At 64.2% G+C, this 26,111-nt stretch carries 25 protein-coding genes and 1 pseudogene; 14 read left to right on the forward strand and 12 right to left on the reverse strand.

Annotated elements, in window-relative coordinates; all coding sequences use genetic code 11:
- The first annotated feature begins 51 nt into the window (after positions 1-51).
- From LNV07_RS21840 to LNV07_RS21875, 8 genes are all read left to right on the forward strand, one after another.
- Positions 52-642 carry a helix-turn-helix domain-containing protein gene (locus LNV07_RS21840; protein ID WP_263573313.1) on the forward strand — a complete coding sequence of 197 codons (591 nt, stop codon included), beginning with the start codon at positions 52-54 and terminating at the stop codon, positions 640-642.
- A gap of 7 nt (positions 643-649) precedes the next feature.
- Complete coding sequence (locus LNV07_RS21845; RefSeq protein WP_263573314.1) at positions 650-1,192, forward strand: GNAT family N-acetyltransferase; 543 nt, start codon at positions 650-652, stop codon at positions 1,190-1,192.
- A 261-nt stretch (positions 1,193-1,453) separates the two neighbouring features.
- The gene (locus LNV07_RS21850) at positions 1,454-1,630 is read left to right on the forward strand and encodes a hypothetical protein (protein ID WP_263573315.1); all 177 of its coding nucleotides are present in this window, start codon (positions 1,454-1,456) and stop codon (positions 1,628-1,630) included.
- 111 nt (positions 1,631-1,741) lie between these two features.
- A complete protein-coding gene (locus tag LNV07_RS21855) occupies positions 1,742-2,497 on the forward strand; it encodes a PEP-CTERM sorting domain-containing protein (protein WP_263573316.1) in 756 nt (251 codons plus the stop codon).
- A gap of 158 nt (positions 2,498-2,655) precedes the next feature.
- A complete protein-coding gene (locus LNV07_RS21860; protein WP_263573317.1) occupies positions 2,656-3,477 on the forward strand; it encodes a cache domain-containing protein in 822 nt (273 codons plus the stop codon).
- Between the two features lie 19 nt (positions 3,478-3,496).
- The gene (locus LNV07_RS21865) at positions 3,497-4,195 is read left to right on the forward strand and encodes a sensor histidine kinase (RefSeq protein ID WP_263573318.1); all 699 of its coding nucleotides are present in this window, start codon (positions 3,497-3,499) and stop codon (positions 4,193-4,195) included.
- Positions 4,192-5,040 carry a LytR/AlgR family response regulator transcription factor gene (locus tag LNV07_RS21870; RefSeq protein WP_263573319.1) on the forward strand — a complete coding sequence of 283 codons (849 nt, stop codon included), beginning with the start codon at positions 4,192-4,194 and terminating at the stop codon, positions 5,038-5,040. The genes LNV07_RS21865 and LNV07_RS21870 overlap by 4 nt, the downstream gene beginning before the upstream one ends.
- Positions 5,041-5,155: 115 nt before the next feature.
- A complete protein-coding gene (locus tag LNV07_RS21875) occupies positions 5,156-5,500 on the forward strand; it encodes a PspC domain-containing protein (RefSeq protein ID WP_263573320.1) in 345 nt (114 codons plus the stop codon).
- Positions 5,501-5,524: 24 nt separating this feature from the next.
- Here the strand turns inward: LNV07_RS21875 and LNV07_RS21880 are convergent, their stop codons facing one another.
- From LNV07_RS21880 to LNV07_RS21890, 3 genes are read right to left on the reverse strand one after another with little or no spacing between them, the layout of a single operon-like run.
- Positions 5,525-6,235, reverse strand: a complete 711-nt coding sequence (locus LNV07_RS21880) for an ABC transporter ATP-binding protein (RefSeq protein ID WP_263573321.1) — start codon at positions 6,233-6,235, stop codon at positions 5,525-5,527.
- Positions 6,228-7,493: an FtsX-like permease family protein gene (locus tag LNV07_RS21885; RefSeq protein WP_263573322.1), complete on the reverse strand. Its 1,266-nt coding sequence runs from the start codon at positions 7,491-7,493 to the stop codon at positions 6,228-6,230. The genes LNV07_RS21880 and LNV07_RS21885 overlap by 8 nt, the downstream gene beginning before the upstream one ends.
- 5 nt (positions 7,494-7,498) lie before the next feature.
- On the reverse strand, positions 7,499-8,749 hold the full coding sequence (locus LNV07_RS21890; protein WP_263573323.1) for an efflux RND transporter periplasmic adaptor subunit: 1,251 nt from the start codon (positions 8,747-8,749) through the stop codon (positions 7,499-7,501).
- Positions 8,750-8,953: 204 nt separating this feature from the next.
- On the opposite strand from LNV07_RS21890, the gene gstA reads away from it, so the two are divergent.
- Positions 8,954-9,562: a glutathione transferase GstA gene (gene gstA / locus LNV07_RS21895; protein WP_263573324.1), complete on the forward strand. Its 609-nt coding sequence runs from the start codon at positions 8,954-8,956 to the stop codon at positions 9,560-9,562.
- Positions 9,563-9,627: 65 nt separating this feature from the next.
- On the opposite strand, the gene LNV07_RS21900 is transcribed toward gstA, so the two are convergent.
- A complete protein-coding gene (locus LNV07_RS21900) occupies positions 9,628-11,658 on the reverse strand; it encodes a hypothetical protein (RefSeq protein WP_263573325.1) in 2,031 nt (676 codons plus the stop codon).
- 100 nt (positions 11,659-11,758) lie between these two features.
- A complete protein-coding gene (locus LNV07_RS21905; protein ID WP_263573326.1) occupies positions 11,759-12,946 on the reverse strand; it encodes a GGDEF domain-containing protein in 1,188 nt (395 codons plus the stop codon).
- Positions 12,947-13,053: 107 nt separating this feature from the next.
- On the opposite strand from LNV07_RS21905, the gene LNV07_RS21910 reads away from it, so the two are divergent.
- Positions 13,054-13,833: a substrate-binding periplasmic protein gene (locus LNV07_RS21910; RefSeq protein ID WP_263573327.1), complete on the forward strand. Its 780-nt coding sequence runs from the start codon at positions 13,054-13,056 to the stop codon at positions 13,831-13,833.
- 8 nt (positions 13,834-13,841) lie between these two features.
- Here the strand turns inward: LNV07_RS21910 and LNV07_RS21915 are convergent, their stop codons facing one another.
- Positions 13,842-14,516 carry a nitroreductase family protein gene (locus tag LNV07_RS21915; protein WP_263573328.1) on the reverse strand — a complete coding sequence of 225 codons (675 nt, stop codon included), beginning with the start codon at positions 14,514-14,516 and terminating at the stop codon, positions 13,842-13,844.
- Between the two features lie 148 nt (positions 14,517-14,664).
- Entirely contained in the window at positions 14,665-15,471 is an 807-nt protein-coding gene (locus LNV07_RS21920; protein WP_263573329.1) for a DUF3667 domain-containing protein, read from the reverse strand.
- Between the two features lie 848 nt (positions 15,472-16,319).
- On the opposite strand from LNV07_RS21920, the gene LNV07_RS21925 reads away from it, so the two are divergent.
- Entirely contained in the window at positions 16,320-17,330 is a 1,011-nt protein-coding gene (locus LNV07_RS21925) for an esterase/lipase family protein (protein WP_263573330.1), read from the forward strand.
- Positions 17,331-17,804: 474 nt separating this feature from the next.
- Here LNV07_RS21925 and LNV07_RS21930 read toward each other — a convergent pair whose 3' ends face one another.
- From LNV07_RS21930 to LNV07_RS21945, 4 genes are read right to left on the reverse strand one after another with little or no spacing between them, the layout of a single operon-like run.
- On the reverse strand, positions 17,805-18,575 hold the full coding sequence (locus LNV07_RS21930; RefSeq protein WP_263573331.1) for a LytR/AlgR family response regulator transcription factor: 771 nt from the start codon (positions 18,573-18,575) through the stop codon (positions 17,805-17,807).
- Entirely contained in the window at positions 18,572-19,672 is a 1,101-nt protein-coding gene (locus LNV07_RS21935; RefSeq protein ID WP_263573332.1) for a sensor histidine kinase, read from the reverse strand. The genes LNV07_RS21930 and LNV07_RS21935 overlap by 4 nt, the downstream gene beginning before the upstream one ends.
- Positions 19,673-19,721: 49 nt before the next feature.
- Positions 19,722-20,144: a hypothetical protein gene (locus LNV07_RS21940; protein ID WP_263573333.1), complete on the reverse strand. Its 423-nt coding sequence runs from the start codon at positions 20,142-20,144 to the stop codon at positions 19,722-19,724.
- Positions 20,145-20,158: 14 nt separating this feature from the next.
- On the reverse strand, positions 20,159-21,193 hold the full coding sequence (locus LNV07_RS21945) for a tetratricopeptide repeat protein (protein WP_263573334.1): 1,035 nt from the start codon (positions 21,191-21,193) through the stop codon (positions 20,159-20,161).
- Between the two features lie 283 nt (positions 21,194-21,476).
- Between LNV07_RS21945 and LNV07_RS21950 the strand changes: the two genes are divergently transcribed.
- Complete coding sequence (locus LNV07_RS21950) at positions 21,477-22,463, forward strand: extracellular catalytic domain type 1 short-chain-length polyhydroxyalkanoate depolymerase (protein ID WP_263573335.1); 987 nt, start codon at positions 21,477-21,479, stop codon at positions 22,461-22,463.
- 44 nt (positions 22,464-22,507) lie between these two features.
- The gene (locus LNV07_RS21955) at positions 22,508-23,239 is read left to right on the forward strand and encodes a DUF2306 domain-containing protein (protein ID WP_263573336.1); all 732 of its coding nucleotides are present in this window, start codon (positions 22,508-22,510) and stop codon (positions 23,237-23,239) included.
- Positions 23,240-23,341: 102 nt separating this feature from the next.
- Here LNV07_RS21955 and LNV07_RS21960 read toward each other — a convergent pair whose 3' ends face one another.
- Positions 23,342-25,819, reverse strand: a complete 2,478-nt coding sequence (locus tag LNV07_RS21960) for a sensor domain-containing protein (RefSeq protein WP_263573337.1) — start codon at positions 25,817-25,819, stop codon at positions 23,342-23,344.
- On the opposite strand from LNV07_RS21960, the pseudogene LNV07_RS25590 reads away from it, so the two are divergent.
- Positions 25,746-26,093 (forward strand): annotated as a pseudogene (locus tag LNV07_RS25590) (SMR family transporter); the annotation flags it as partial. The gene LNV07_RS21960 and the pseudogene LNV07_RS25590 overlap by 74 nt on opposite strands.
- Positions 26,094-26,111: the final 18 nt, after the last annotated feature.

The following is a 26,111-nucleotide window of genomic DNA, read 5'->3' on the forward strand; positions in this document are numbered from 1 at the left end:
GGATTCATGCTCATCTAGCTTAGTGGAATATTTTCCAGTAAACTGGACGACATGGAATCAAACCCGGTCAATCAACACATCGCCAGCCGCGTGCGGGCCTTGCGAGCCGCCTGCGGCTTGTCGCTTGAGGCCTTGGCCTTGAAAACAGGCGTCAGCCGGTCGACGCTGTCGCTGATCGAACGGGCGGAAACCAGCCCCACGGCGGCCTTGCTCGACAAGCTTGCCGCCGGCCTGGGTGTCACTCTGTCGTCCTTGTTTGAGGACCCGGCCCGCCGGGCTTCAGCGCCCCAGCCCTTGGCGCGTTTGGCCGAGCAGCCGATTTGGGTTGACCCGCTCAGCGGCTACCGGCGCCGCAGCGTCTCGCCCGCCGGCGCGGATTCGCCCTTGCAGATCGTCGAGGTGGACTTCCCGCCCGGCGCAAGGGTGCTGATGGAAAACCCGCCGCGCGACTTTGTTCAGCACCAGCAGATTTGGCTGCTGGCCGGTGCTATGGACATCGGGGTGGGGGCCCAGACCTACCGCTTGCAGGCCGGTGACTGCCTAGCCTTTCGGCTCGATCAGCCGACCCAGTTCCACAACCCCGGCAGCGAGCCCGCCCGTTATGCGGTGATGGTCGTGGCCGAAGCGTTCTTCAGGAGATGAAAGAGCCATGAGCGCAACCAATTTTGAACGCAGCCCAATGCCGACGATTCGCCGTCTAAGCAGTCTGGATGAGGCCCAGATCGCCGGCCTGGCCAATTTGCTGATCGACTGCGTCGAAGGCGGCGCCTCGGTTGGCTTCATGCTGCCACTGACGCAAGAACAGGCCCTGGCTTTCTGGCGGCGCATTGGCGAGGGCGTTCATGAAGGTGAGCGCACACTACTTATCGCCGAAGACGAGCAAGGCATCGTCGGCACCGTGCACTTGCTGCTGGCCCAGCCAGACAATCAGCCGCACCGGGCCGATCTTTCCAAAATGCTGGTGCACCGGCGCGCCCGCCGCCTGGGGCTGGGCGCCGCCCTGATGCTGGCCGCCGAAGATCTGGGCCGCGCTTGCGGCAAAACCCTGGCGGTGCTCGACACCGCCACCGGCGGTGACGCCGAGCGGCTTTACGCCCGTTTGGGCTGGACGCCGGTCGGACAGATTCCCGACTACGCGCTCTGGCCGCAGGGCGGCTATTGCAGCACCAGCCTGTTTTACAAGGCGCTTTGAGCTTTCCCAAGGTTGCATGTCCGGTCCTCCGCCCGCCGATTTCGATGCATGCGGGAACGGTTTGACGACCCGATTCTCCCGTTTCGCCGCATGCCAATTGTTTCCAGGCGGGCCAGACCACAAACTGGCGGCGCTGGACAACAAAGGCCGAAGCAGGCGGATGTCGTCAGCACGCAAGATCATCCAAAGCCCACCGCCTCGCGGCGTCCCGGTGACTGCTTGTGAGCCTCTTGCCTACCCAACCCAAATTCAGGAATTTCCATGTTCAAGATTGCCAAAGCACCGTTCCAAGCCAGTCAGTTGGTCCTCGCCGCCGCCCTGGCGTTCGCCAGCCTCGGCGCACAAGCGGAGGTGACGGTTGAGTCGGTCGAGGTGCAGGGCTCCTACAAGCTGGGTGCGCAAGCGGTACAGAGCTTGAGCAGCAGCAATCGGCAATGAGGTGTTGTACAAAACTTCTCCAATGAAGGCTCGAACAGCACCGGCCCGAACACCTGGGGCTCGGGCTATGGCTATTTCGGCAGCCGCTCCTCGGGCGCCGGTGTCTACGATGTGCAGGGCAGTTTCCGCATCACCGAGACCATCTTGAACGACGGCCCGACGGCCCAGAACGCCAGCTTCAACTTCTATATCGCGCCGGGCTTTATCGACAATGTGATCGCCACGCCATTGACGGGCAGCAACTTCGTCAGCGCCGGCCTCAATTTCGACATCCGGCGCAACGGCAGCACGGTCTGGGGCAGTTCGGCCAGCTTGAGCAGCGATGTGACCGGGACGAGCTATGCCGCCAGCGGCGACACCGCGCTGTATGTCGGCACGGACGCTTATCGCGCCGTGCCGGGTGGCTACCGCTCGGTCGATCTGGGTCTGATCCAAGCCGGCGAATCCATCACGCTGAGCTACGAAATGTCCAGCTTCGCCCGCGGCAGCAGCAGCGCAGGCGCGGGGCGCTGGGTGGCCGAGACGAATAACTATGTGCCGGGTCAGTGGATTGATCTGTGTTCGGGCGAATGCGGCACGCCCAATATGTACTTCTCCGCCGGACATACGGTGACCGTGCCGGCCCACTTCGTCGAGGGCGGCGTGAGCCGCTCGCACGCCAGTTCCGGCGACCCCTTCGAGATCGACCTTGGCTACAACGGCGGCAACCCCTATTTCACCGGCGTGCGTGCGCTGCCCGATGACTTTGCCGCCAGCGTGACGTTCACGACGGCCGTGCCCGAACCCAAGACCAACGCGCTGTTGCTGGCCGGTCTGGCGCTGATGGGCGCATTCGTACGGCGCCGGCAGGCACATATCGGCCGCTAGGAGCCTGGGCGCGGGCCGAAGGGCGCTGCAGAATGGGGCGCCCGTTGAAGATATCGTGCTACATTTTTCCGCGGTTGCGAAGCCATGATGGCAAGCGCGATTCAACGGTATCGTGCGGCGCCCCCGCCCGTCCGAAGCGGGAGCGGTTAATAGCGAAAATGAGGTACCACATCAGCGTGTCGCCGTTGGTGGCGCAGGGGCTGCTGGTGCTGGGTTTGGTGTTCTTGATCGGCCTTTGGTCCGTCGGCAGCAGCAGGACGGAAGAGACCTTCACCGATGACATCGGGCTCAGGTTGATTGCGGCCTCGAATGTCATCGCCACGCGCATTGCCGACTGGGATGACACCAATATCCGGGTGCTCAACCAGGTCGTGCGTCTGCCCGATATGGTGTCGATGGAGGGGCCGCGTCAAGTGCCCTTGCTCAAATCGATCAGCGACAGCTACGACTGGATCTTTCTGTCATTGACCACCACGCCCACTGGCGAGAACGTGGCGCGCAACGATGGCCAGCCGCTGCGCCCCTACGACGACAGGGCCTGGTTCCAAAGCGTGATCGGCGGCGCCCCGTTTGCCCGCCAGCTCCTGATCAGCAAGACCACCGGCAAACCCGCCTTGGTGCTCGCGCGCCCCATCCGCGACGGCGCGGGCCGGCTGATCGGTGTGGTCTGCATCAGCATGTTCCTGACCGAGATTTCAAAGGCGATCTCGACCGCCAAGATCGGCGAGACCGGCTATGCGGTCTTGCTGGATGAGAAGAATATGGTGATCGCCCACGGCAATCCGGCCAATGTGCGGGCCGCGCTGGAAGACTTCGGCGACCATCCCGCCCTCGCCGCGGTCGGCGCCGATGCGCGGCCCGCCGTCTACAGCCTGGCCGACAAGAAGGTCGTGGCCTTTGCCCGCAAGCGGCCACAAGGCTGGAGCCTGCTGGTGGAGCAGGACTACCAGGAGGCGTTTTCCCCAGCTCGAGGTGGTTGAAACCAACGCCCGCACGCTGATGCTGATTTCCGTCGTGCTGTTCATTGCCATCGGGTTTTTCTACAAGCGCGGCAAGATCGCCTTTCTTGGCGAGCAGGCCGCGCGTGCGTCGGCGCGGGCCGAAGCGGTCAAGCGGCAGGCGATGCAGGCGCAAATCGAACCGCACATGATGTTCAACACCCTGGCCAACCTGAAGTCCTTGATTCGCTTCGACCCGGCCGAAGCGGGCCGCATGCTCGACCTCTTCATCGTCTACCTGAGAGCCACGCTGAGTTCCTCGCGAGCCGAAACAACCACGCTGGAGCATGAGTTCGCGCTGCTCAAAGCCTACCTCGGCCTGACGCAGGTGCGGATGGCCGACCGACTGAGCTTCGCGCTCGAGTTGCCGGCCGCATTGCGCGAGACGGTCGTGCCGCCGATGCTGCTGCAACCGCTGGTAGAGAACGCAATCGTGCATGGGCTGGAGTCCAAGCTTGAGGGCAGGCGGATCGACGTCAGCGCGAGTTGCGAAGGCGGCTTCCTGACCCTGATCGTTGCCGACGATGGCCTGGGCCTGGACCGACCCGATGCCGAGCCGGGCGCTCGTCTGGCGCTCGGCAATATTCGTGCGCGGCTGGCATCGCTGTATGGCGAGGCGGCCTCGCTCACGCTGACGCCACACCAGCCACATGGTGCCTTGGCCCGCATCGTGCTGCCGCTCGCAGCAGCAGCAACATGAGCAGCATTGCGCCGAAACGGCCACGCGCCCTGATCGCCGAGGATGAGCCTTTGCTGGTCCGATTGCTCAAGGAGGCGCTAGGTCGACTCTGGCCGGAACTGGAGATCGTCGCGACCTGCTTGAACGGAATCGACGCGCTGGCGAAGGCGCTAGTGACCTTGCCCGATGTCATCTTTCTGGACATCAAGATGCCGGGCAAGAACGGCCTGAAGGTCGCCGAGGAGCTTGGCGCGCAATGGCCTGCCGGCAGCGAGCGGCCGCTGATTGTCTTCCTCACCGCCTACGACGAGTTTGCGGTCGACGCCTTCGTTCACGCCGCGGCAGACTACCTGGTCAAGCCGGTCGATGAAGACAGGCTGATGCAGACGGCGGCCCGTCTGCGCGAACGGCTGGCGCCGCGCTTGGCGCCCGCGCCGACCGACGGCGCGGGGGCTGCCGAGCTGACGCGCTTGCTGGCGCGCCTGGAGGTGCTGGTGCCCGAGCCGCCGATGCCGGTGCCGGCCATCGCGGCGCCGACGGGCGCAAACCTCACGCTGATCCGCGCCGCAGTTGGCAACGAGGTGCGCATAATCCCGATCGACGAGGTGTTCTACTTCGAGGCGCTGGATCGTTATGTCAACGTCGTCACGCGCGACACCGAGGCGCTGATCCGCATGAGCCTGAAGGAGCTGCTGCCGCAACTCGACGGCAACAAGTTCTGGCAAATCCACCGTGGCACCATCGTCTGCGCCCTGCGCATAGAAAGCGCGATCCGCGACGAGCGCGGCCTGGTTCTCAAGCTGAGCGGGCGTGCCGAGCGGCTGCGCGTCGGGCCGCTCTACACGCATCTGTTTCGCCAGATGTAGTAGTGCCGGCCCGCTTGTAGTTCAACACCTCGGCGCTACCGTTCGTCGCAGCTTGCAAACATGCCGTACAGGCCTCACGTTAAGCTGTGCACATCAATCTCCCGAGGAGCAAACCATGTCTGACAGCACCGAACTTGAAAAGCTGGCCGAACTACAGCAACGCGGCGTGTTGACGGCCGAAGAGTTCGCGCGCGCCAAAGAGCGCCTGCTGGGCGGCGCAGCCGCAGGCCCAGCTGGCTCGCAGCACCGCCCGGCATATTCGTCTTCGGCCGGCGGCATCAACGAGCTGCGCCGCAGCCGCGATGACCGCTGGATCGGCGGCGTTTGCGGTGGCATCGCCAAGCTCACCGGCATCGAGTCCTGGCTGTGCCGCCTGCTCTTGACGGTGCTGGCGCTGTTTGCCGGCTCGGGCGTGTTGGTCTACATCCTCTTGTGGATATTCGTACCCGAAGAAGATTGATTTGGCGCGGCCAGAACTCGATTTTCAACCGCTCAGCAAGCCATCGATCACCTCGATCTTGCGGTCGCAGCGCGCCGCCAAGGCCGGGTTGTGGGTCACAAACAGGATGGCGGTGCCTTGCTCCAGGTTGACCCGGCGCAGCAGGTCGAAGACGGCGGTGGCGCTTTTGCTGTCCAGATTGCCGGTCGGCTCGTCGGCCAGCAGCAGCGCCGGGCGCATGGCCAGCGCGCGGGCCACGGCGACTCTTTGTTGCTGACCTCCGCTCAAATTACCCGCTAGCTTGTGCTGCCATTCGCTCAGGCCGACGCTGGCCATCAGCGCCTGAGCGCGCTCATACATCGCCGCGTTGGGGAAGCCGGCCGCGCCCAGCATCGGCATCATCACGTTCTCCAGCGCGGTGAAGGCGGTGATCAGGTGGTGGTACTGGAACACGAAGCCGATGTTGTGACCGCGCAGCCGGGTCAGCGCGCGGTCGTCCAACTGGGCGGTTTCTTCGCCACAAATCGCCAGCCCTCCGCTGCTCGGGCGGTCCAGCAGCCCGACGATATTGAGCAAGGTGCTTTTGCCCGAGCCCGAGGGCCCCATCACCGCGCAGAACTCGCCCTGACGCAGGGTCAGGTCGATGCCATGCAGGACTTCGGTCGCAATCGCCGTGCCGGGATTGAACACCTTGCGCACGCCGTTCAACTGCACGACCACATCGCGGCGCGGGCTTGAGGGATCGAACTCAGCCACGGATCGCCACCACGGGGTCAAGTCTTGCCGCGCGCAAGGCCGGCGCAAAAGCGGCGATCAAGCCGGTCAGCGTGGCCAGCAACAGCGCGAGCGCGAACAGCTTGGGATCAAACACCAAGGGGAACAGCGGCGTGCCGTCGGCATTGCGCGCATAGCGTTGCCAGAGCAGCAGCGCGAGCGCACCGATGGCGCTGCCGACCAGCGAGCCGCCCATCCCCAGCAGCCCGCCTTGCAGCAGGAAGATGCGCAGGATCTGCCCTTGCGAAATCCCCATCGCGCGCAGAATGCCGATCTCGCGCGACTTCTGCACCACCACCACCACCAAAACGCTGGCGATGCCGAAGGCCACCGACAGGCCGACGAAGAAGCGGATCGCCGTATTGGCCGTGGTCTGGGCGCTGATGGCCGAAAAGAATTGCGCGCTGGACTTGATCCAACTGTCGGCCTCGACCTCGTTGCTGGCCGCGATCGCTTGCGCAATACGCTCGGCCGCGTACACATCGCGCACGGTCACTTCCAGGCTGCTGACGCCGCCGGGCAGGCCCAAGAGGCTTTGCGCGGTGTGCAGCGTCACAAAGCTGCTGCGCTGGTTGGCGCCCTTATTACCGAGGTCGAAGACGCCCACAATGCTCAGCGTGCTGACGCCTGCGGCTCCTGCACCGCCGGCCACCGTGTTGGCCGTCGTCACCCGGAGTTTGTCGCCCACGTCGACACCGAAATCCTTGGCCAACTCGCTGCCGATCAGGATGTCGCCTCCGCTGATATTGGCGTGACCGCGCAGCATCTTGTCGCGCAGATCCACGATCCGGTAGTACAGCTCGGGCTCGATGCCATTGAGCGAAATCGCCCGGCTCGCATTGCCGCGCAGCACCAGCGCCGAGCCGCTTGCCAGCGGCGACACCACCAGCACCTCGGGCTTGGCGCGCACCTGCGCGGCCACCGCCTGCCATTGGTCGATCGACTTGATCCGCTGCTGTGGCGCCTGCGTGATCGCACCCGGCTGCTCGGTCGGCGTGCCGGGGCGCAGCGCACGGGTCAGCTGCTGCGGCGGCAGCAATTGGATATGCGCTTGCGCCGACAGCACGCGCCGGATGAAGTTGCCTTGCAGGCCGGCCAACAAGGCCGACATGAACACAATCACGCCGACACCGATGGCCACGCCGACGATGATGAACAACGTTTGCAGCCGCCCTTCGTGCAATAAGCGCAGCGCCACGATCCATTCAAAGGGCAGCCAGGGCGGTAACTTTCTGGGCATAGGTTTCAACGCTTTGCTGGGCCGACAGCGCCTGGCTTGATGCGCACATGGGCGCCGGGCTCGACCGCCTCACTGGCCAACAGCAGCCGGTCGCCCTCGGCCAGCCCGTCCAGCAGCTCGGCATGGCCGCCGCTGCGCAAGCCCAGGCGCAGTTCGCGCCGCGTGGCGCGGCCCGATTCGTCAATGCGCAGCGCCCAAGGTGCCATGCCCGGCGCTTCATGCAGCGTACTCAAGGGCAGCAACAAGGCCTGCGGTTTGCGCGCCACCTCGATGTCCACCGAGACCGTCATGTCCTGGCTCAGATAGGCCGGCGGCGCGGCCACATCGAGCTTGACCTCGACCGCGCCGGTCTGCGCGTTGACGCCCGGGTTGATGAAGGCGAGCGTGGCCGGGAAGCGCTGATCCGGGTAGGCGTCGGCCGAGGCCAAGGCCTTTTGCCCCAGTGCAATCAGGTGCAGATTGCGCTCGTCAATGTTCAGGACCAGCTGGGTACGCCCACTCGGTGACAGCGTCATCAGCTGCTTGCCGGCCTGCACGACATCACCGACCTCGACATTGCGGCCGATCAGCGTGCCGTCGGCCGGGGCGCTGATGCGGGCATAGCGGGCGCGGGCGCGGGCCGCTTCGGCGCTGGCGCGGGCTTGTGCCAACGCAGCCTCGGCCAACGCGTGATCGCTGCCCTGTGGGCGCAGCGATTCGGTCTGCTTTTGGGTCAAGCGCCATTGGGCATCGCTCAATTCCAGCGCGTTGCGGGCCTGATCGAGCGCGGCCTCGCCGATAAAGCCTTGCGCGAACAGCGCCTGCTGGCGGCTCAGCTGCGCCTTGGCGTTATTCAGGTTCGACAGCGCTTGGCGCTGCTGCTGCTCGGCGACCGGCAGCTGCAAATCCGTCACCTGGCGCAAACGGGCCTGGGCCTGCTGCAGCGCCATCTCGGCCTGGCGCAGGCCGGCTTGCAGCTCGCTGGCCTCCAGCTCGATCAGCAGGTCGCCGGCGCGCACCACCTGACCCTCGACGACCGGCACGCGCAACACGGTGGCGGTGATCTGCGCGGCAATATCGACCCGGTGCGGCGCTTCCACCCGTCCGCTGGCCACCACCGACTGGACAAAATCGCGCCGCATCACCGTCTCGGCCTCGATCTCCGGCCCCTGCCAATGGCGCCAAGCCACCCCGGCAAGCAACAGCGTCGGGGCGAGCAAGGCAAGCTTTGATTTCCAGCCGAGTTTGTGCAGTATTGCGGGCAGGAACGGTTTCATGCGGGGGAGGACTCAAGGCTTGGGGCGATGCCTCAGTCTCGGTCGCCAGGGCGGCGGCGGCCTTGCGCTATGTCAAGCAGCAGGCGCGCAGGGCTTGTGCTGATTGGGGCGATCGCTAGCCCAAGCCAAATAGGTCCGTGCCATGCGGGTTAATCCAATTCGGGGTAGGCTTTGCGGTCTTTCAACCCGTGAGGAACAATGGTTATGAAGCTCTATTACAGCCCCGGCGCCTGTTCGTTGTCGCCGCATATTGCGCTGCTTGAGGCGGGCCTGAAGTTCGACCTCGTGCTGGCCAGCACCAAGACCAAGAAGCTGGCCGACGGCAGCGACTTCATGCTGATCAACCCCAAGGGCTCGGTGCCGGTCCTGGAGCTGGACAACGGCGAGCGCCTGACCGAAGGCCCGGCCATCGTCCAGTACATCGCCGATCAGGCGCCCGCCAAGCAGCTGGCGCCGGCCAACGGCTCGATGGCGCGCTACCGGCTGCAGGAATGGCTGAACTTCATCACCTCCGAGCTGCACAAAGGCTTCTCGCCGCTGTTCAACCCGGCCACCACGGAAGAATACAAACCGCAGGTGCGCGCCAAGCTGGCCGAGCGTTTCGCCTGGGTCAATGAGCAGCTCGAAGGCAAGCAGTATCTGATGGGCGAGCAGTTCAGCGTCGCCGACGCCTACTTGTTCGTGGTCAGCAACTGGGGCCAATATGTGGGCGTGGATGTTGCCGGCTACCCCAACTTGGTCGCCTTCCGTGCCCGTGTCGCGGCGCGCCCGGCGGTGATCGCGGCGATGACCGCCGAAGGTCTGCTGAAGTAAGCCGTCACTCGCGTGAGCCGGCCCTGAAAAACGCGCTTCGGCGCGTTTTCATTTGCCGGCCCTTATCACTGCGTCGCCAAGGCGTAGCGCGTGTAGTAACGCCGCCCCGCAGCGTCTTGCGCGCCGAGCCAGAATTCGACCGTCATGGTGGCCGAGCTTGGCCACGCGACCGGCGCCAAAACCAAGGCGGTCTTGCCGCCGCTTGGCGGCTCGTAGTCAACATACAAAGGCAAGACGAAGCCGTCCAGCAAGGCCCGCACGCTGATCAAACGCATGTCTGGATTGGCGGCCGCCCAGTTGGAGAAATTGATTGTCAGACCGGCGCGCAGGGCCGCCGTCGTGAGCGGCTGACTGCTGCTCAGGCCATCGATGGCGGGGAAGCGTGCCACCGGCGTGACGGCGGGTACATCGGCTAACAAATAGGCCGAACGGGTCTCCGTCAAGGGCTTGTCATCGAGCGTAAAGCTGGCGCTGTACTTCGCGCCGCGCTGGCTCTCGGCGCTGCCCAGCCAGCCGAGGGCCGATTGCCGCAAGACCAGTTCGGCAATACTGCCGGTTGGTTTGACCAGCTTCGCGCCCGGCGTGTCGGAGATGCACAGCAGCGGCCGGCCGCAATAGGCAAACGGAATGCTGTAGCCGCTCTGCAGTTGCACGGTGGCGGTGTCCATGATCTTGGCCGGCGTGGCGGTGTTTGACATCCCTTGAATCGCCACCTGTATGCCGACCCAGGGATTGGGCGCGGGGCTGGCGGCAGTGACGTTGGCATCCGGCCCCAGGTGAATGACGTTGACCGGGTAGACGTGCATGGCGAAATTTCGGCCATTGCCGACCAGGCCCCATAGGCCCGGCGTGCTCGCTGAGGCGCCCTTGGTGAAGGAGGCGGCATCGCTGAACTGACCCAGCAGGGCGCCGCTGGAATCGGTGACGTTGGCCGATATCAGCACCTTTTTGCACAGCCCTGCCACCAGCGCGTCATCGGCACAACCGGTCACCATGAAGCGGCCGAGCTGACCCTTCTTGACCGCAAAATCGGCCAGTTTGGCGGCCATCGCGTCCTTGTCGGCGCTGTCGTGCTGGCTGTAGGCGGCGAGCTGAGTGGCGGCCTTGAAGTCGGCCGCTGTTTTGCCTTGCGCGATCAAGCTGTTCAAGCCGGCTGCCAACTCATCCAGCAAGGGCAAGTTGTCCAGCGTCGCCTTGGCGGTCGAGGCCAGCTTCAGCGTCGAGGTAATGGCCGTGGCCGGCGCCGCGCCGGTGCTCTTGAGCAACTCGGTTTGCGCCGCGCCCAAACTGACCTGAACCTCGGGGTTGGCGCTGTTGATCAGCTTGTTGCTGATCAGCAATTGTTCGACGCCCTTGCTGTTCTTGCTCAGCTGAACGCGCAGGGATTCCAGCAACAGATCCTGCGCACTCTTGTTGGCCGTAAAACTGGCATCACCGAGCAGGTCCAGGGCGGCCGTGTTGGTGATCTTCAGATCGCTCAACTGGGTCTTGATCAGGGTCTTGACGAACTCGCCGGCGGCGCTGGCGGCCGAGGCTGCCGGTGCGGCCATGGCTGCGGCGCTGGCGGCGGAACTGGCAAACGCCGGCTGCGGGTCGCTGCCCATGGCCAGCGCGACGATGGCGTTGCTGAGTGGCGTGATGTTGGCGACCATCGCGGGCTTGGCCGCGTCAAGCACCGGCACCGCCGAATGCAGCACCTGCGGGTTGCCGCTGGCGTCAATGCCGGTGGCCTGGATCAGCAGGGGCAGCTTCAAGACCTTGTTGCTCAGGCTCAGGCTGTAGGAGCCATCGGCCGGCTTGGTGGTGGCCGTGCCAAGCGGAGCGCCGCTGCCGTCAATCACCTTGACCAAGGCATTGGTCAGGGGTGCACCCACGGCCGCCACACCGCTGAGTGTTGGCGTCACTGCGAAGGTGGTGACACCGGACGCGGCGCTGTCCGGCGGTGTGGTGGAGCCGGTGTCGGAGCCGCCGCCGCCGCAGGCCGCGAGGGCCAAGGCGAAGAACGCGGCCAAGGTGATGTTGCGCACGGAGCTGAACAGCGATGCTCCCGCCCACGCTCCTGGCAGGCTGGACGTGGTGAATTTGGGGCTTGGCATGGCTGCGTTCTATTGAGCGGAAGTTCCCAACATGATAGGGAGCCTGCGCAGCGCCGAAACGCCGAAGAGCCGGGGCTTTAGGCCGGATATCGCAGGCCGCTCAGTACGCCCGCTCGACCCGGTTGCGCCCTTCGCGCTTGGCCTTGTAGAGCGCCGCGTCGGCGCGGCCAAGCAGGTCGTCGAGCGCTTCCTCCTGGCCGCGCGGCATCGCGATGCCGATGCTGACGGTGCATTGAATGGCGCCAAATTCGCTGCCGAAGAGCTCATCCTCGACGCTTTGGCGCAACCGCTCGGCCAGCTTGACCGCATCCTCGGCGCTGACGTCTTGCCACACGACGGCAAACTCCTCGCCGCCCATGCGCACGGCCAGGTCATTCGGCCGCACATGGTTGAGCAATAGTCGGCCCAAGCCGCGCAGCACGGCGTCGCCGGCGGCATGGCCGTGGCGATCATTGATCTGTTTGAAATGATCAAAGTCGATCATGGCGACCACCACGCTGGGTGCGGCCTTGGCGACAAGACCGCGTTGGCGCAGGCGGCCGATGCGGTTCTTCATGCCGCGCCGGTTGAGCAGGCTCGTCAAGGGGTCGATCTCGACCATCGACCAAAGGCTGCGCTGCAATTCGCTATTGACCAGCAAGAGCACGGCGAAGGCCTGGCCTGTCAGCAAAACGATGAAGAGCAGCAACCACAGCCCGTTGACCGTGACCGCCTGCTCGAGCGAACCGGCAAAGGCGGGTGTCACGGTGATTGCGCGCAGCGCATAGGCTGCCACCGACAAGGACAAATCGACCAGCATCAGGCCGAGCGCGAAACCACCCCGGCTGTTCCATGAGCGGATGATGGGCGGCAGCGCGAAACCGCGCAGCAGCGCGCTGGCGGCCAGGGTCAGCGGCAGTGACAGCAAACTCCACTGCGGCTGCCCCGTGCTCACCACCAGCACCGAAGCCAAGCAGGCCAGTCCGGTGAACAAGATCACCGGCAGCCTGTGCAGGCGCAGGCCCAGAAAACTGCGCACCGCCAGCAGCACCAAAGCGCTGGAAATCACGCCGCCGATATGGCCGATGCTGAGCCAGGGTGTGGGCGCGCCGAAGGACACCAGCAGCGCGCGCAACAGTTGCGCCAGCGCGATGACACCAAAGGCGCCGGCCCAGAGCCACAGCCCATGGCGGCCACGCGCGCTCCAGGCGCCTCCGAGGGTGACCACTGCCATCAGCATCGCCACCACCTGATAGACGATCAGCAGCGTGGGGATATCCAGCGTGGGGAGGTGGAAAGGCGTCTGCATGGGGGTCCATTGTCCATGCCGCGCAGCTCACCTCCACTTTGCTCGCCACGCCGCTGCTGCCAGGTGCTGGACTGCGGTATGGTTGCACATCGTTGGAGTGCAAACAGATGTCCCCATCAAGCCCGCCCGGTCGCGACCGGCTCTGCCGCCGCCGCCGCCGCTTGCTGCTTGCCGGCTTGGCCGCGCTGACCCCGCCGGCCCGGGCACTGGAGCCGATAGCATTGGCCAGCACCGAGTTTCCGCCCTACACCGGAGAGAGTTTGCTTAGCGGGGGCTTCCTGACCCGTGCGATCGCGATGGCTTTTGAGTACTCGGGCTACGCGGCACAGACCAGCTTCTACCCCTGGAACCGCGCGCTCCAATTGACCCAGACCGGCAAGGTCGATGGCATCACCGCCATTTGGCGCACCGCCGAACGCGAGCAATGGCTGGCCTTCTCCGACCCCATCGTCAATAACGAGCTCGGCTTCTATGCGCTTGCCGAACGAGGGCCCTTGTTACTCAAGCTATCGGACATCAAGGACCGCAAGCTGAAGGTCGGCGTCGTGCGCGGCTACGCCCTACCCAAGGCCTTGCTTGATCTGAAGCCACAGTTAGAGGAAACGCTGAATGACGCGACCGGCTTGCGCATGCTGGCCGCCCAGCGCATGGACCTGATGCTGATCGACCGGGCCGTGGGCCACCACATCCTGACCGAACAAGTGCCGGGCTCGCGGGCGAGCCTGGTCTGGCAGAACATTGTGGTGGAGGCCATGCCCTTGCACATGGCCTTGCGGCGCGACTCGCCCCGGCAGGTTCAACAACTGACCGCTTTCAATGCCGGCCTGGCCGCCATCACCGCAGATGGCTCACTCACCAGACTCAAGAAGGAATACGGTTTGGCTTAGCTGCCGAGTTACAGCCAGCTGCTGATCGCCTCCAGCGGCTTCTTGATACCGCCATGCACCGGCACTTGACAGCCGGCCTTGGGGTAGCCGACGACCAGCAGAATGACCGCCTTCTCGGCCTCGGGCCGGCCACACAGCTTGCTCAAGAAGCCCATCGGGCTGGGCGTGTGGGTCAAGGTGGCAAGGCCGGCGTCATGCAGCGCACTGATCAAGAAGCCGGTGGCGATGCCGACCGACTCGGGCACGTAGTAATGGCTGAAGCGCTCGCCTTGTGCATCGATGCCGTATTTCTGCGCAAAGATCGCGATCAAGACCGGCGCTTCTTCCAGAAAGGGCTTGCTGGCGTCGGTGCCCAGCGGAGCCAGCGCGCGCAGCCATTCTTCGGGCGCGCGGCCGCTATAAAAAGTGCGCTCTTCTTCCTCGGCGGCGGCGCGAATCTGCGCCTTGCGATCGGCGTCGGTGATAACGACGAAATGCCAGGGCTGCTGGTTGGCACCCGAAGGCGCGGTGCCGGCGGCGAGCAGGCATTGCTCGATCACCGCGCGGTCCACGGGCCGGCTGTCATAGTCGCGCACGGTACGGCGGCGCAACAGATTCTGGTAGTTGGCCTGAGCGTGCTCCAGCATGGTCTGGCTGGGCAGTTCGCGGTAGCCCGTCAAGGGCTCCATGGCGGGGGCGGGCATTGTGTGCATGAAACGGCAATCGAGTGAAGTTGCAGGAGACGCTTTGGGGTGGGCGGCCCAAGATCGGCACCCGGGTTGGGTGAGGCGCCAGCATAACGCCGACATGTGACGCATTAAATCGGGCCTGACCCCAGCATGCCGGGCCGCCTCATTGAATGCCGGGCAGCCAGGCCGCAATGCCGTAAATGGCCATCTCCTGCAACTGGTTCATCAGCGCAAAGCCGAACAGGCAGGCCGCCACAACCCGCAGCAGCGTCCAGGGTTTGAACCCCAGCCAGGCCAGGTAGTAGGCGATGGTAATCAGCAGCAACATCGCATCGGTGATGATTTGCAGCCGCAGCATCGGCATTCGGGCCCATTGACCCAGGGCGCTGACAGCCAAGTCGAACAACATGGCCATGGCGATGCCGTACAGGCCTACCGCCCAAGCCTCGGCGACGGTAAAGCCGCGCTTCGGGAACAATGCTCGCATCAAGCCGGCGGTGGGCAAGGTGAAGACCAGCATCCAGTAAGGCATGGCCAGGCTGAGCCACAAATTGAGCTGCGCATAAAGGGCAGCGCGAGCCGGCGACAAACTGCCCCGTACCTGCTGCAGCAACTTGGCCCGGTACACGTCGAAGTAGGCGTCACCGTAGAAATGGCTCAGCAGCACGGAGAGCGTGGCAATCGCCACCAAAAAGGGCAGGGGATGGGTGTAGCTGAGGCGCTGGCCCTGCAGAAAGGCCTTGAAGACCGCTTGCGGCTGCCAGCACAGATGGCCGACCGTGCGCTTGAGACTTTTCTCGATATGCAGCACCCGTTCGCTGAAGTCTTGCCACATGCCGGCCAGCGTCAGCGGCAGATGCGGCGCCTTGATGCCACAGACATGGCAGAAGGGGCCTTGCAGAGGCGCTGCGCAGGAGCGGCAAGACGGGTGCACGATGGGTGTCGAGCCGCGTGCGGTGTCGTGGGGCATGGGTCAAGTCCGGGAGAGTTGCCGGAGCATTTTCGGCAGGGCTAACCATAACATCCACATCCGGCTGAGCGCCGGGCGCGCCGAAAGCGAGCGAGCACCTCCAGATGCAAGATCTGACCTCAAGCCCTGCATCGGTGTTGAATGGCTCCGATGTGCCCATAGCCGTCAGTCGGTTCAAACCTTCAGCGGACACTGGTCACCCAGACTGCTGGCGACGCAGAAATGGGTTCGCGTACCAGCTCCGGGCTTCCAGTCTAAACCGTTCTTTATGTGCGGGACCGTACCGACGACTTGGGGCACCTAGCTGTCATCAAAGTCACCCAGTTCCCTAGCGTCGGGACCTGGCCGTCTTGGTAAAGATGAACTCGACCGGGAGACACGTACAGGGAAGCGATTCACGATTCATTGATCTCTAGGCGGCACAACGTACTGTCGGCACGGGCCAAACGGATAGGTTCAACTGATTTTTGAGGGGCTGCACCGCGCGCGCCGCGCAAACGGACCGGTTTGGCGGCAGATCAAACCACGGCCGGCCAGACCAGCCCATTCATGTCGCCATGCGACGATTACTCGGGCGGAACGAGCTTCGCAAGCCCCGACATAGCGTCAAAAAAATGTGGCAATATATGCCGGCCTTGGGCCCCTGGGCGGCTGTTTTTATCGGTGGTCGAAGTTGTTCTAGGCGTGACTTTTTTCGGCGGGTTTATGGCCTACGGCAGAGCTGCAAATGACGTATAGAAATCAAATGCATAAAACACTTGCAGTACCGAGCCGAGAAGCTGTTAGCGCACGGGATTTGGTCTCTCAAAAACGCCTACAGGGCACCTAACGAACGAGGTTGGATCCGCATGACCATCTACCGCAGATTGGCTTCGCCTCAGCTTAGAACGCTCTATGCGGGCGGCATCCTACTCGGTGCACTCCTTGCGAGCCTGCTTGCCGGTTGCGCACTCCCGCGACCGTCGGATTTCGACCCCACGCCCCTGGATGCCAGCGGCCTCCCTACGCCCGACATGAGCGTCCAACTCCCACAGTTGGGCCCCTGCACCGATGCGTCGGAACAGGCCTTCTCCCTCGACTCGTCGAAACCGGTGACCGTGCTGGTACACGGTTGCAATGGGTCAGCGGGGCGGTTCCGGTCGCTCGCGCAGCTCTACGCGTTCCACGGCCAGCAGGCGGTCTGCTTCAGCTATGACGACCGGGCCAGCATGGTGCAGAGCTCCGCGCAACTGGCCGCTGCAGTCGGGGCACTGACGGAACGAATGCGCAATCGCGACATCACCATCATCGGCCACAGCATGGGTGGGCTGATCGCGAGGAAGGCGCTGGAGGGCGAGCGCCGCATTGACTGGGAGCGCGACGGCGTGAATTTGAACCTGGTGACGGTCTCGGCGCCGGTCTCAGGCATCGCGGTCGCGAACACATGCGGCTATCGCAGTCTGCACTGGGCGAGCCTAGGCATGGTGCCGCTCACCTGCTGGGCCATCACCGGCGACAACTGGCATGAAATCACCGGCTCGTCCGATTTCATCCGCCGCCCTGGCCCGCTGCTTGCCTCGGTGCGGCACTACGTCAAGGTCGTCACTGATGAGCGCGGGGCCTGCCGCCGTCGCGACGCGAAGGGCACTTGCCTGGAGAGCGACGACATCTTCAGCCTCGCGGAACAGTACCAGCCGATCATCGATGGGTACCCGCGCCTTGCCAACGTCCAAGTCGCGGCGGGGCATGTGGCGATCGTGGGCTACCAGGGTGTCGCGCCGCGCCAGCTGATCTCGATCCTGCAGCAGCAGGGCTTGCTCGCCGCCACAGCAGCGGGACGCGAGGATGCGCTCGAGCGGCTGATGGCGAAGCTTTACTGATGCCAAGTCGCCCGTGAATATGCGCTCGGCCAAATAAGACTGGTGAGGGCCAACAAAATCGAACAGAAGGACGCGCAAAGCTCACGAAGGAACACGGCAGCGAAATCCCCGTCACTTTCTTCGCGCTCTACGCGCTCTTCGCGTCCTTCTGTTCAAAATCTGTGCGTCAGGTCAATCCGTCCTTGCTTCGGTGAACAAGGGATAGGAAATTCAACCGCCCCACAGCGAATATGACGACGCTGGAACGGTTGACCCATCCGGAATTCCCCCTTGGCAAGGCCAGCGTCGCTTGGCTGAGGCGCTTGGCGCGCCGCCAGCATCAACTCTTGACGCTCATTCGGGCTGAATCATGCTGGAAGTGGCCTGTATGGGCACATCCCGGACGTTTCAAAATCATTGACACAGGAACAAGGACAGCGATTCTCGGCTGGCTTGACTCGCACCGAATGCTTGACCGTTTTGGCGGGCCCCGGCCTACATTTCCTTGAAGAACTGCAAATAACTGCGGCTCACCGGCAGGCGCTCGCTGCGGCCTTTGAGCTCGATGTCGGCGGTTTCGTTCTCGCCCCTCGTGACGCGGCGAATCGAGCGCAGATTGACGACGACCGAGCGATGCACCTGGGCAAACTGCTGTGGGTCGAGCTGCGCAATCAGCTCCTTCAGTGGCATCCGTATCAGCGCCTCGGCGGCCTGACCCTCATCGCGGTAGGCGACCAAGGTGTATTTCGTGTCGCTCTTCAGGTAATCGATGTCGTCGACCGGAATCATCCGCAAGGAGCTGCCGACCGTGGCGCGCACCCAGCGCATCGGCTCGGGTTGATCGAGCTTGAGCCGCTCGGCCAGCTGCGCCAATAGCGCCTCGGTGTGCACGGCCGGTTGCGCCGTTTGCAAGCGCGCTTGCAGGCGACCCACCGTCTCGGCCAGGCGGGCGGCGGTGACCGGCTTGACAAGATAGTCGAGCACACCATGCTCAAAAGCGTCCAACGCGTACTGGTCAAAGGCGGTCACGAAGACCAGGTGCGAGCGCTTGCCGATCTGCCGCGCCACCTCGATGCCGCTCAGGCCCGGCATATGCACGTCCAGAAAGCAGATCGTCGGCTGATGCTGCTCGAACAGCTCAAGCGCTTGCCGGCCATTGCGTGCTTGCGCGACGATTTGCAGTTCCGGCCAGGCGGCGGCCAGGCGCGCCTCCAGGATTTCGCGCAGCAGCGGTTCGTCGTCGGCAATCAGGGCAGTCATTGTCATAGGGGCTCGATCTTGAATTCAATCGTCACTTGCACGCCATGCGGCTCCACCTCGTTCAAGTTCAGCGCCGCGCTGCCGCCATAGGCCCACAGCAGCCGTTCGCGCAGCGCCGCCAGCCCGGTGCCGAGGCCGCGCCCGGTCGCCTGCAGGCCGACGCCGGTATCGGTGACGCTCAAGCGGCAGCGGCCGTCACCAAGCAACTCGGCGCGAACATCGATGCGCCCGCCTTCTTCGCTCGGGTCGATGCCATGCTGGACCGCATTTTCCACCAAGGTCAGCAGCGTCATCGGCGGGCAACGCAGCAGGTGCACGCCGCTGCCAACCTGCAAGTCAAAGGCGAGGCGGTCGGGCATGCGCATCTGCATCAGCTCCAGATAGGCACGCACCAGCTCCAACTCCTGGCCCAGCGTATTGGCCGAGCCGTCCAGGCGGGGCACGGCGGCGCGCAGATAGGACGTTAGACTTTGCAACAATTGCGGCGCGCGCGGCGAGCCGGCCTCCACCAAGGCCTGCACATTGGCCAGCGTGTTGAACAAAAAGTGCGGCTGGGCCTGCGCGGTCAGTAGGCGCATGCGGGCGTCCAGGGCCTGGCGGGCCATTTCGCTGCGCTCGAGTTCGAAGTCGATCGCCTGCTCCTCTACCTTGGCCTCGCGCTGGCGCAACAAGGCCGCCAGCGCTGTCCAAGGCGCCACCAGCATGCCAAGAAAGGTGAAGGTCATGTAGGCTACTAGACGTTTGGGCTCGTTCCAGAACATCGGCGCGCCCGTTTTTGTGGTCCACAGAAAGGCGATGAAGAGGGCGATAGGCACCGCCACCCCGACAGCCGCCACTTGCAATGCCCAACGCGCCAACCACTTGGGCAAACGGCGCGGCCATTGCTCGAACAAGCCAAACACCAGCAGCAGCGCAAGCCCTACGCCGTACACCCGCGCGACCAGCAGCCACATCGATGGTTTCCAGCCAAAGCTGTACAGCAGAACGAACAGCGCGCAAATGATGGCGACTGTCCGCACGCGGCGCCAGCCGAACAGGGCTCGCCAATTGAATGACGGAGGTGTTGGCGTAGCGTCGATAGTGGTCTTGGTGGGCGGTGACATCACGGCAGAATACTCGAGTGAATGGCGGGAAGGCTGGACCGACTGAGCGTCAGGCCCTCGGTTTGCGCCAGGGCTGAGCGGGCTTGCGGAAGTAGTGATGCGCGATATAGCGCCAAGGCAGCACCAGCGGCGTCAGCACCACCCCGGCCAAGCAGGCATAGAAGGACCCTTCAACGCCCGGCGTGACCGCCCCGCCCAGCCACAGCGGGTAGGCGATGACCAAGATCCAGAGGGTCTTCCAGATCAGCTCAAAAATCAGCAAGGGCAACATCTGCAGCGGGTAGCGCAGCCCCCAGATGCAGAAGAAGGCCAAGCCGATCAACATCGCGCCCAGCTCACCCCGGCGCTGCGCCCAAAGGTCGGTGTGCTGCAACATGCTCGGCCCCCAGCTGCTTGCCAGCCCGACCGTGATCAGCAGATAAAAGGCGCGCAACAGATTCAGGCGCCAGAGGGGAAGGTCTTGGCCGGACATTGGAATACCCTCCTTCAGCCGAGCTTGGCCAGGCTCTTGCGAGCGTCTTCGACATTGGCCGGGTTGGCCCGCTTGTTGGCGATGAAACGCTCGTAGGCGGCCTTGGCCTGCGCCTTGTCGCCCTTGGCCAGATAGGCGTCACCGAGGCGGTGGTCGACGGGCAATTCGTCGGCGCCGCTCAGCGTCCTAGCCCGCTCCAGATAGCGAATCGCCTCGTCCGTTTGGCCTTGCGCGGCGTAGACCCGGCTGAGCCCGTAGGCGCCGCTGGCCTTTGTGGGTTGATCGCGGTGCAGACCCTCGTACAAACTCTTGGCCTTGGCCAAGTCTTTGCTGTCCTTCAAATAGACCCGCGCCAATTGCAGCGTGGCTTCGCGGATTTCATCAAGCATGGCGCCATCTTTGCTCGGCTTGAGCGCTAGCAACTCGCTCTCCATCTCGGCCCATTTCTTGTCTTCGGCGGCAATATGGACGCGGATGATGCGCGCCGTTTCGGGCTGGCTGCTGCGCACGGCGGCCTCCAGCTCCTTGGCCTTGGACACGCTGCCGCCCATCATGCCGGGCACCGTCAGATAGAGCTTGGCCAACTGCACCCGGGCCGTAAAGCTGCTCGGCTCCAACTCCAGCGCGCGGATCCAGGTCTCTTTCAAGGTGCCAACGTTGCGCATGGCCTTGGCCATGCCCATGCTGATCATCTGCAAGCCGAGGTTCTGCGCCGAGGCCAGGTGGCAAACCGCCATGTTGGGGTGCTGCTCGACGCACAGCTTGGCTTGCTTGGCGCCGGCCTCGAGGCGCTTGCCGTCGCCGGCGTCGCTGAAGCTCAAGGCCAAGGACAAAGCCGCGCTAGCTTCGGCATCGGCAGCATTGGCCTTCAATCGTGTTTGGGCCTGCTGTTCCAGTTCGACAAACTTGCCGGCATCTTGCAGCGACTCCAGCTGCGCATCTTTGAAGACGGCGGCCTGGACCGTGCCCAATGAACTCAACAAGGCCATTGCGGCGATAGCGCTGGCGATGGTCCGGCTGCGGCGAGGGGAGGTAAAAGGTGTTTTCATGCTCGGGTTCCCGTTAGAGTGGGTGGTCAAATTTCTAAGGACAGGGCCATTGTGTTGAGCCGCCGGCTGAGCCGTAGGGGCTCTCGGACGAGCGACGACGCGCGGGCCTTTAAACACGATGCGGCGGGACGAGCGGCGCCCGAGGCGGATAAAACGGGGCCGGCGCCATTGGTCGTGGTCAGGCGTCGCTCGTCCCCGCAAGCGCGTCACCGATCCGGGATGGCTTGGCCGCGACCGGCCTGCAAGGGCACAGTCGACCCCGTCACAACACGAATGCACCATCATGAAGAGAGTTCTGCGTTTCCTGCTGCGAGGCCTCTTGGGCCTGATCGCCCTGCTGGCCGTGCTGGCCGGCGTGTTCGCTTACTTTCTCTACACGCCCGATCCCGAAGTTCCTCAGCTGTCCGGCAGCTTGGTCAAGGGCGAGATCGACGTGGCCGGCGTCAAACGCGGTTACCGGACCTATGTGCCCAAGGATCTGCCCAAAGGCGCGCCGCTGGTCTTGGTGATGCATGGTTCGGGCGAAGGCCCGGGCCGCATCCGCGTCGGCACCGGCTATGCCTTCGAGCGCCTGGCCGATCAGCATGGCTTCGCGCTGGTCTATCCCAAGTCCTTCGCGTCCGACTGGAACGACTGCAGCCGCATCGGTGACAAGGAGCTGAACGGCGTTAGAGGCGACGATGTCGGCTACTTGGCCGCGCTGGTCGATAAGCTGGTGGCCGATCTGTCGCTCGACCCGGCGCGCGTGTTTGCGACCGGCGTTTCCAACGGCGGCTCAATGGCGCTGCGCCTGGCGCTGGAGCAGCCGAACCGCTACAAGGCGGTGGCCGCCGTCGTCGCCAATGTGCCGGCGCCGCAGAACTTTCAATGCAAGCCGGCAGCAGCAAAAGCCACCTCGGTGATGATCATGAACGGCACGGAGGACCCGCTGGTGCCCTATGCCGGCGGCGAGATCAATCTGCTGGGCCTGTTCTACAAGGGCGGCGAGATCATTTCCTCCCGCGCATCGGCGCAGTATTTCGCCGATTGGGCTCACTTGGCCGGCCCACCCCAGACCAGCGAGAAAACCGTCGCCGAGGGTGTGCGCGTCGAGCAGAACCGCTGGCGCAATGAGGAAGGAAAGGCCGAGGTCGAGCTGGTAAGCATTCACGGCGGCGGACATGGCCTGCCGCAGCCCTACTCGAAGCGCCCGCGCCTGTTGGGTCCGTCCCCGATGGAACCCAATGGGCCGGCCATGATCTGGGCCTTTTTCGAGCGACAGCCGAAGTAGACAGCGCCACAGACCCCATCCACTGAATTTCGGAGTTAAAGAAAATGACCGTCCTCTACATCGCCCCCGAGAGCTCCGCCCTGGTTCACGCCGCCGCTGCGGCGGTGCTCTACCTGCACATCGGCGCCGGCAGCGTCGGCCTCTTGTCAGGCACGGCCGCCTTTGTATGCCGCAAGGGCACGCCGCTGCACCGCCTGATCGGCAAAATTTTTGTCGCTTCGATGCTGATCATGTCCGGCATCGGTGCCGTCGTGGCGCCGTTCCTGCCTACGCCTGAGCGCGCCTCGGTGATTGCCGGCATCCTGACTTTCTATCTGGTCTTGAGTTCCTGGATGGCGGTCAAACGCAAGCCGGGTCAGATCGGGCGCTTCGACTACGGCCTGCTCCTGACCTCCTTGAGCGTCATCGCCACTAGCGCCTACCTCTTCTGGCTGGCCTCGCAAAACCCGCGCGGCATGCTGGACGGCCAGCCGGGAGCCGCCTTTGTGATGTTCATGATCATCGGCAGCTTGGCGGCGGTCGGAGACCTGCGTTTGATCTTGAAGCGCGGTGTCACGGGCGCCACCCGCCTGGCCCGCCATCTGTGGCGCATGACGGTGGCCTTGTTCATCGCCGCCAATTCGCTCTTCCTGGGCCAGCCGCAAGTCTTTCCAAAGGCGGTGCAAAAGTCCGGCTTGCTGATGGTGCCGGCGCTGCTGATTCTGGCGCTGCTGCTGTTCTGGCTCGCCCATGTCGCCTGGGGCGCGCACAAGCGGCGCCGGGTGAGCCGCATTTAAGCCGCCTTCGAGCTGGCGCTGTGTGGACACAAGCTTGGCAATCTGCTGTTGAGCTTGGATCAGAGCCGGGCCCGGCCGAGCCTGCTCGCCAAAACCTTGCGCTCAGGCCAGCCAGTCCGGCTTTTCAGACCAGGCGGCAACCCAGGCGGGCACGGCGGCGGCGGGCATGGGGCGGGCGATGCCATAACCCTGAGCCAGCTCGCAACCCAGGGCCAGCAGGCGCTCGCCATGCGCGGCGGTCTCCACGCCCTCGGCAATGACCTGGCGACCGAAGGCCTTGGCCAGGCCAATCACGCCGGTGACGATGGCCAGATCGTCGGGGTTGACCAGCATGTCACGGACAAAGGTCTGGTCGATCTTCAGCAGCTTGATCGGCAGGCGGCGCAAGTAAGTCAGCGATGAATAGCCGGTGCCAAAGTCATCGAGCGCGAAATGCACACCCAGGGTTTGGCAGGCGTGCATCAGCTTGGACATCTGAGCCATGTCTTCCAGGGCGCTCGTTTCCAGCACCTCCAACTGCAGGCCACAAGCCTGGTCACCCGCGGCGGGGAGCAGCAAGGCGGACAGGCGCGACACGAAATTGGCCTGTTGCAGTTGCATCGCGCAGACATTGACGCTGACTTGCAAGTCCAGACCCTCGGCGCGCCAGAGGGTGATTTGCCGCAGGGCCTGCGCAATCACCCATTCCCCCAAGTCCACGCTGAGCGCTTGATCTTCGATCAACGGTAGAAAAGCCGCCGGTGGCAGCTCGCCGCGCTGTGGGTGCTGCCAGCGAATCAGGGCCTCGACGCCGACCACGGCATTCGTGCGCATATTGACCTTGGGCTGGTAGCAGAGCTTGAACTGGCCAAGGGCTAGGGCGCTGCGCATCTCCGCCAGGCCTTCGCGCTGCTGCGTGGCCGCAGTTTCATGCGCAATATCGAACAGATGAAAGCGATTCTTGCCGGCTTGTTTGGCCAGATACATGGCTTGGTCGGCATGGCGGATCAGGCGGTCCGCATCGGCGCCATCTTGAGGATAGATCGTGACGCCGATGCTGGTGGAAACCTCCAGGAGCAAGTCTCCCAGGGTGACCGGCGCACTGGCCGCCTGCAGCAGGCGCTCCAAGGCCTGCTCGCAATCGCGCGGATGCGCCAGTTCGCTCAGCACCGCCACAAACTCATCGCCACCGATGCGTGCCAGCACGTCGCCATCCCGCAGCACCGACTGCATTCGATTGGCCACGGCAATCAACAGCTCGTCGCCGGTGGCATGACCATGCCGGTCGTTGATGCTTTTGAAACCGTCGAGATCCAGATAGGCCACCGCCAATGAAAGCTTGCGGCGTCGGCATTGCGCCATGGCGTGCTGCAGCCGCTCGGCCAACAGCACCCGGTTGGGCAGGCCGGTGAGCGCGTCAAAATGGGCGTTGCGCTCAAGTTGGCGCAGATGCTGCTTGGTCTGGGTGATGTCGGTGAACAGCGCGACAAAATTCTGCGTTTCACCCTTTTTGCCCTTGACCGCGCTGATGGTGAGCATGATCGCCACGATGTCGCCCGCGCTGCGCCGAATCCACAGCTCGCCGCTCCAATAGCCGCCGGCCTGCAGATCGCGCCACAGCTGGGTATAGAAGCCGGGGGCTTGCGTCGAGGAGCGCAGCATCAGGGCGGCTCGGCCCAGCACAGCTTCTCGCGAGTAAGCGGTGATCAGGCTGAAGGTTTCATTGACATCGATGATGTTGCCGGCGGCGTCGGTGATGACGATGCCTTCGCGGGCATGCTTGAACACATTGGCGGCCAGCAGCAACTGCTCTTCGGCGAGCTTGCGGGCGGTGATGTCGGTGCTGGTGCCCGTCATGCGCAAGGCTTGGCCTTCGGCGTCGCGGCTTGCGACCATGCCGCGGGCCAGCAGCCAGCGCCATTTGCCGTCTTTGTGCATGCGCCGATGCTCGCTGACATAGCCGGGCGTTTGCCCTGCCAGATGGGCATGTACGGCTGCCCAGGCCGGGTCGAAGTCATCGGGGTGAATTTTGGGCGGTTCTCTGGAGCAGATATCACCGTCTAGATCGGCGCCTGAAAATCCCATCATCTCCTTCCAGCGACGCGAATACTGGGTGATGTTGGCCCTGACATCCCAATCCCAGACCCCGTCGCCAGCCCCTTCGAGGGCGAAGCGCAGCACCACCTCGCTGGCGCTCTTGGCCTCCAACTCTGCAGCCAAGGCGCTGATGTCGCAGTAGCTTCGCAGCCAGCCACCGCTGGGCAGCATGTGGGTCGTGAGCTGCAGCGTTTTGCCCGCTGCGGTGCGGCGGGTGCTGCTCGAATTCTGTGCAGGGGCAAAGTCCTCCGCCGGCGCCCCCCGCGCGCCTTGATAGCCAGCGATTTGCTGGCCCGTACAGCGCTCGGCGACCCAACGCGCCAGCAGTTCGACGGGCAGATCCAGCAGGATCGCGCACGCAGGGTTGCCAAAGACCAGCCGGTGCTGAGCATCGAACACCAGCAGCGCTTCGGGCAAATGGGTCAGGGCCATGTCGCTGGCGGGCAGCGCGGAACCCAGCAGCGGCGCTGCGGTGGGCTCGGGTTGCAAAAGCGGCGGATTCATCGTGGCGGCAGTTTATCGGCGCAGGCCAGAGCGTGCGCGGCATGATCCGGTTCGGCCCTCAATCTTAAAAGGACGAGTGTGCTGCCGTTCAATCGCGCCTGGGATTTCGGCGCCATTGCCATGCTTTGGTTGGCGTTTTTTGCTGCTGGGCCAAGCCATCAAGAGCATCGACCTCGCCGTGGCCCATGCGATGTGGGGCTCAATCGGCATTCTGAGTACGGCCATCTGCGGACGGCTGCAGTTCGGCCATCGACTCAAGCCGATTGCTTGGCTGGGCATTGCGCTCGGCACA

The organism is Roseateles oligotrophus (genome assembly GCF_025717515.1).
Taxonomy (GTDB): domain Bacteria; phylum Pseudomonadota; class Gammaproteobacteria; order Burkholderiales; family Burkholderiaceae_C; genus Paucibacter_A; species Paucibacter_A oligotrophus.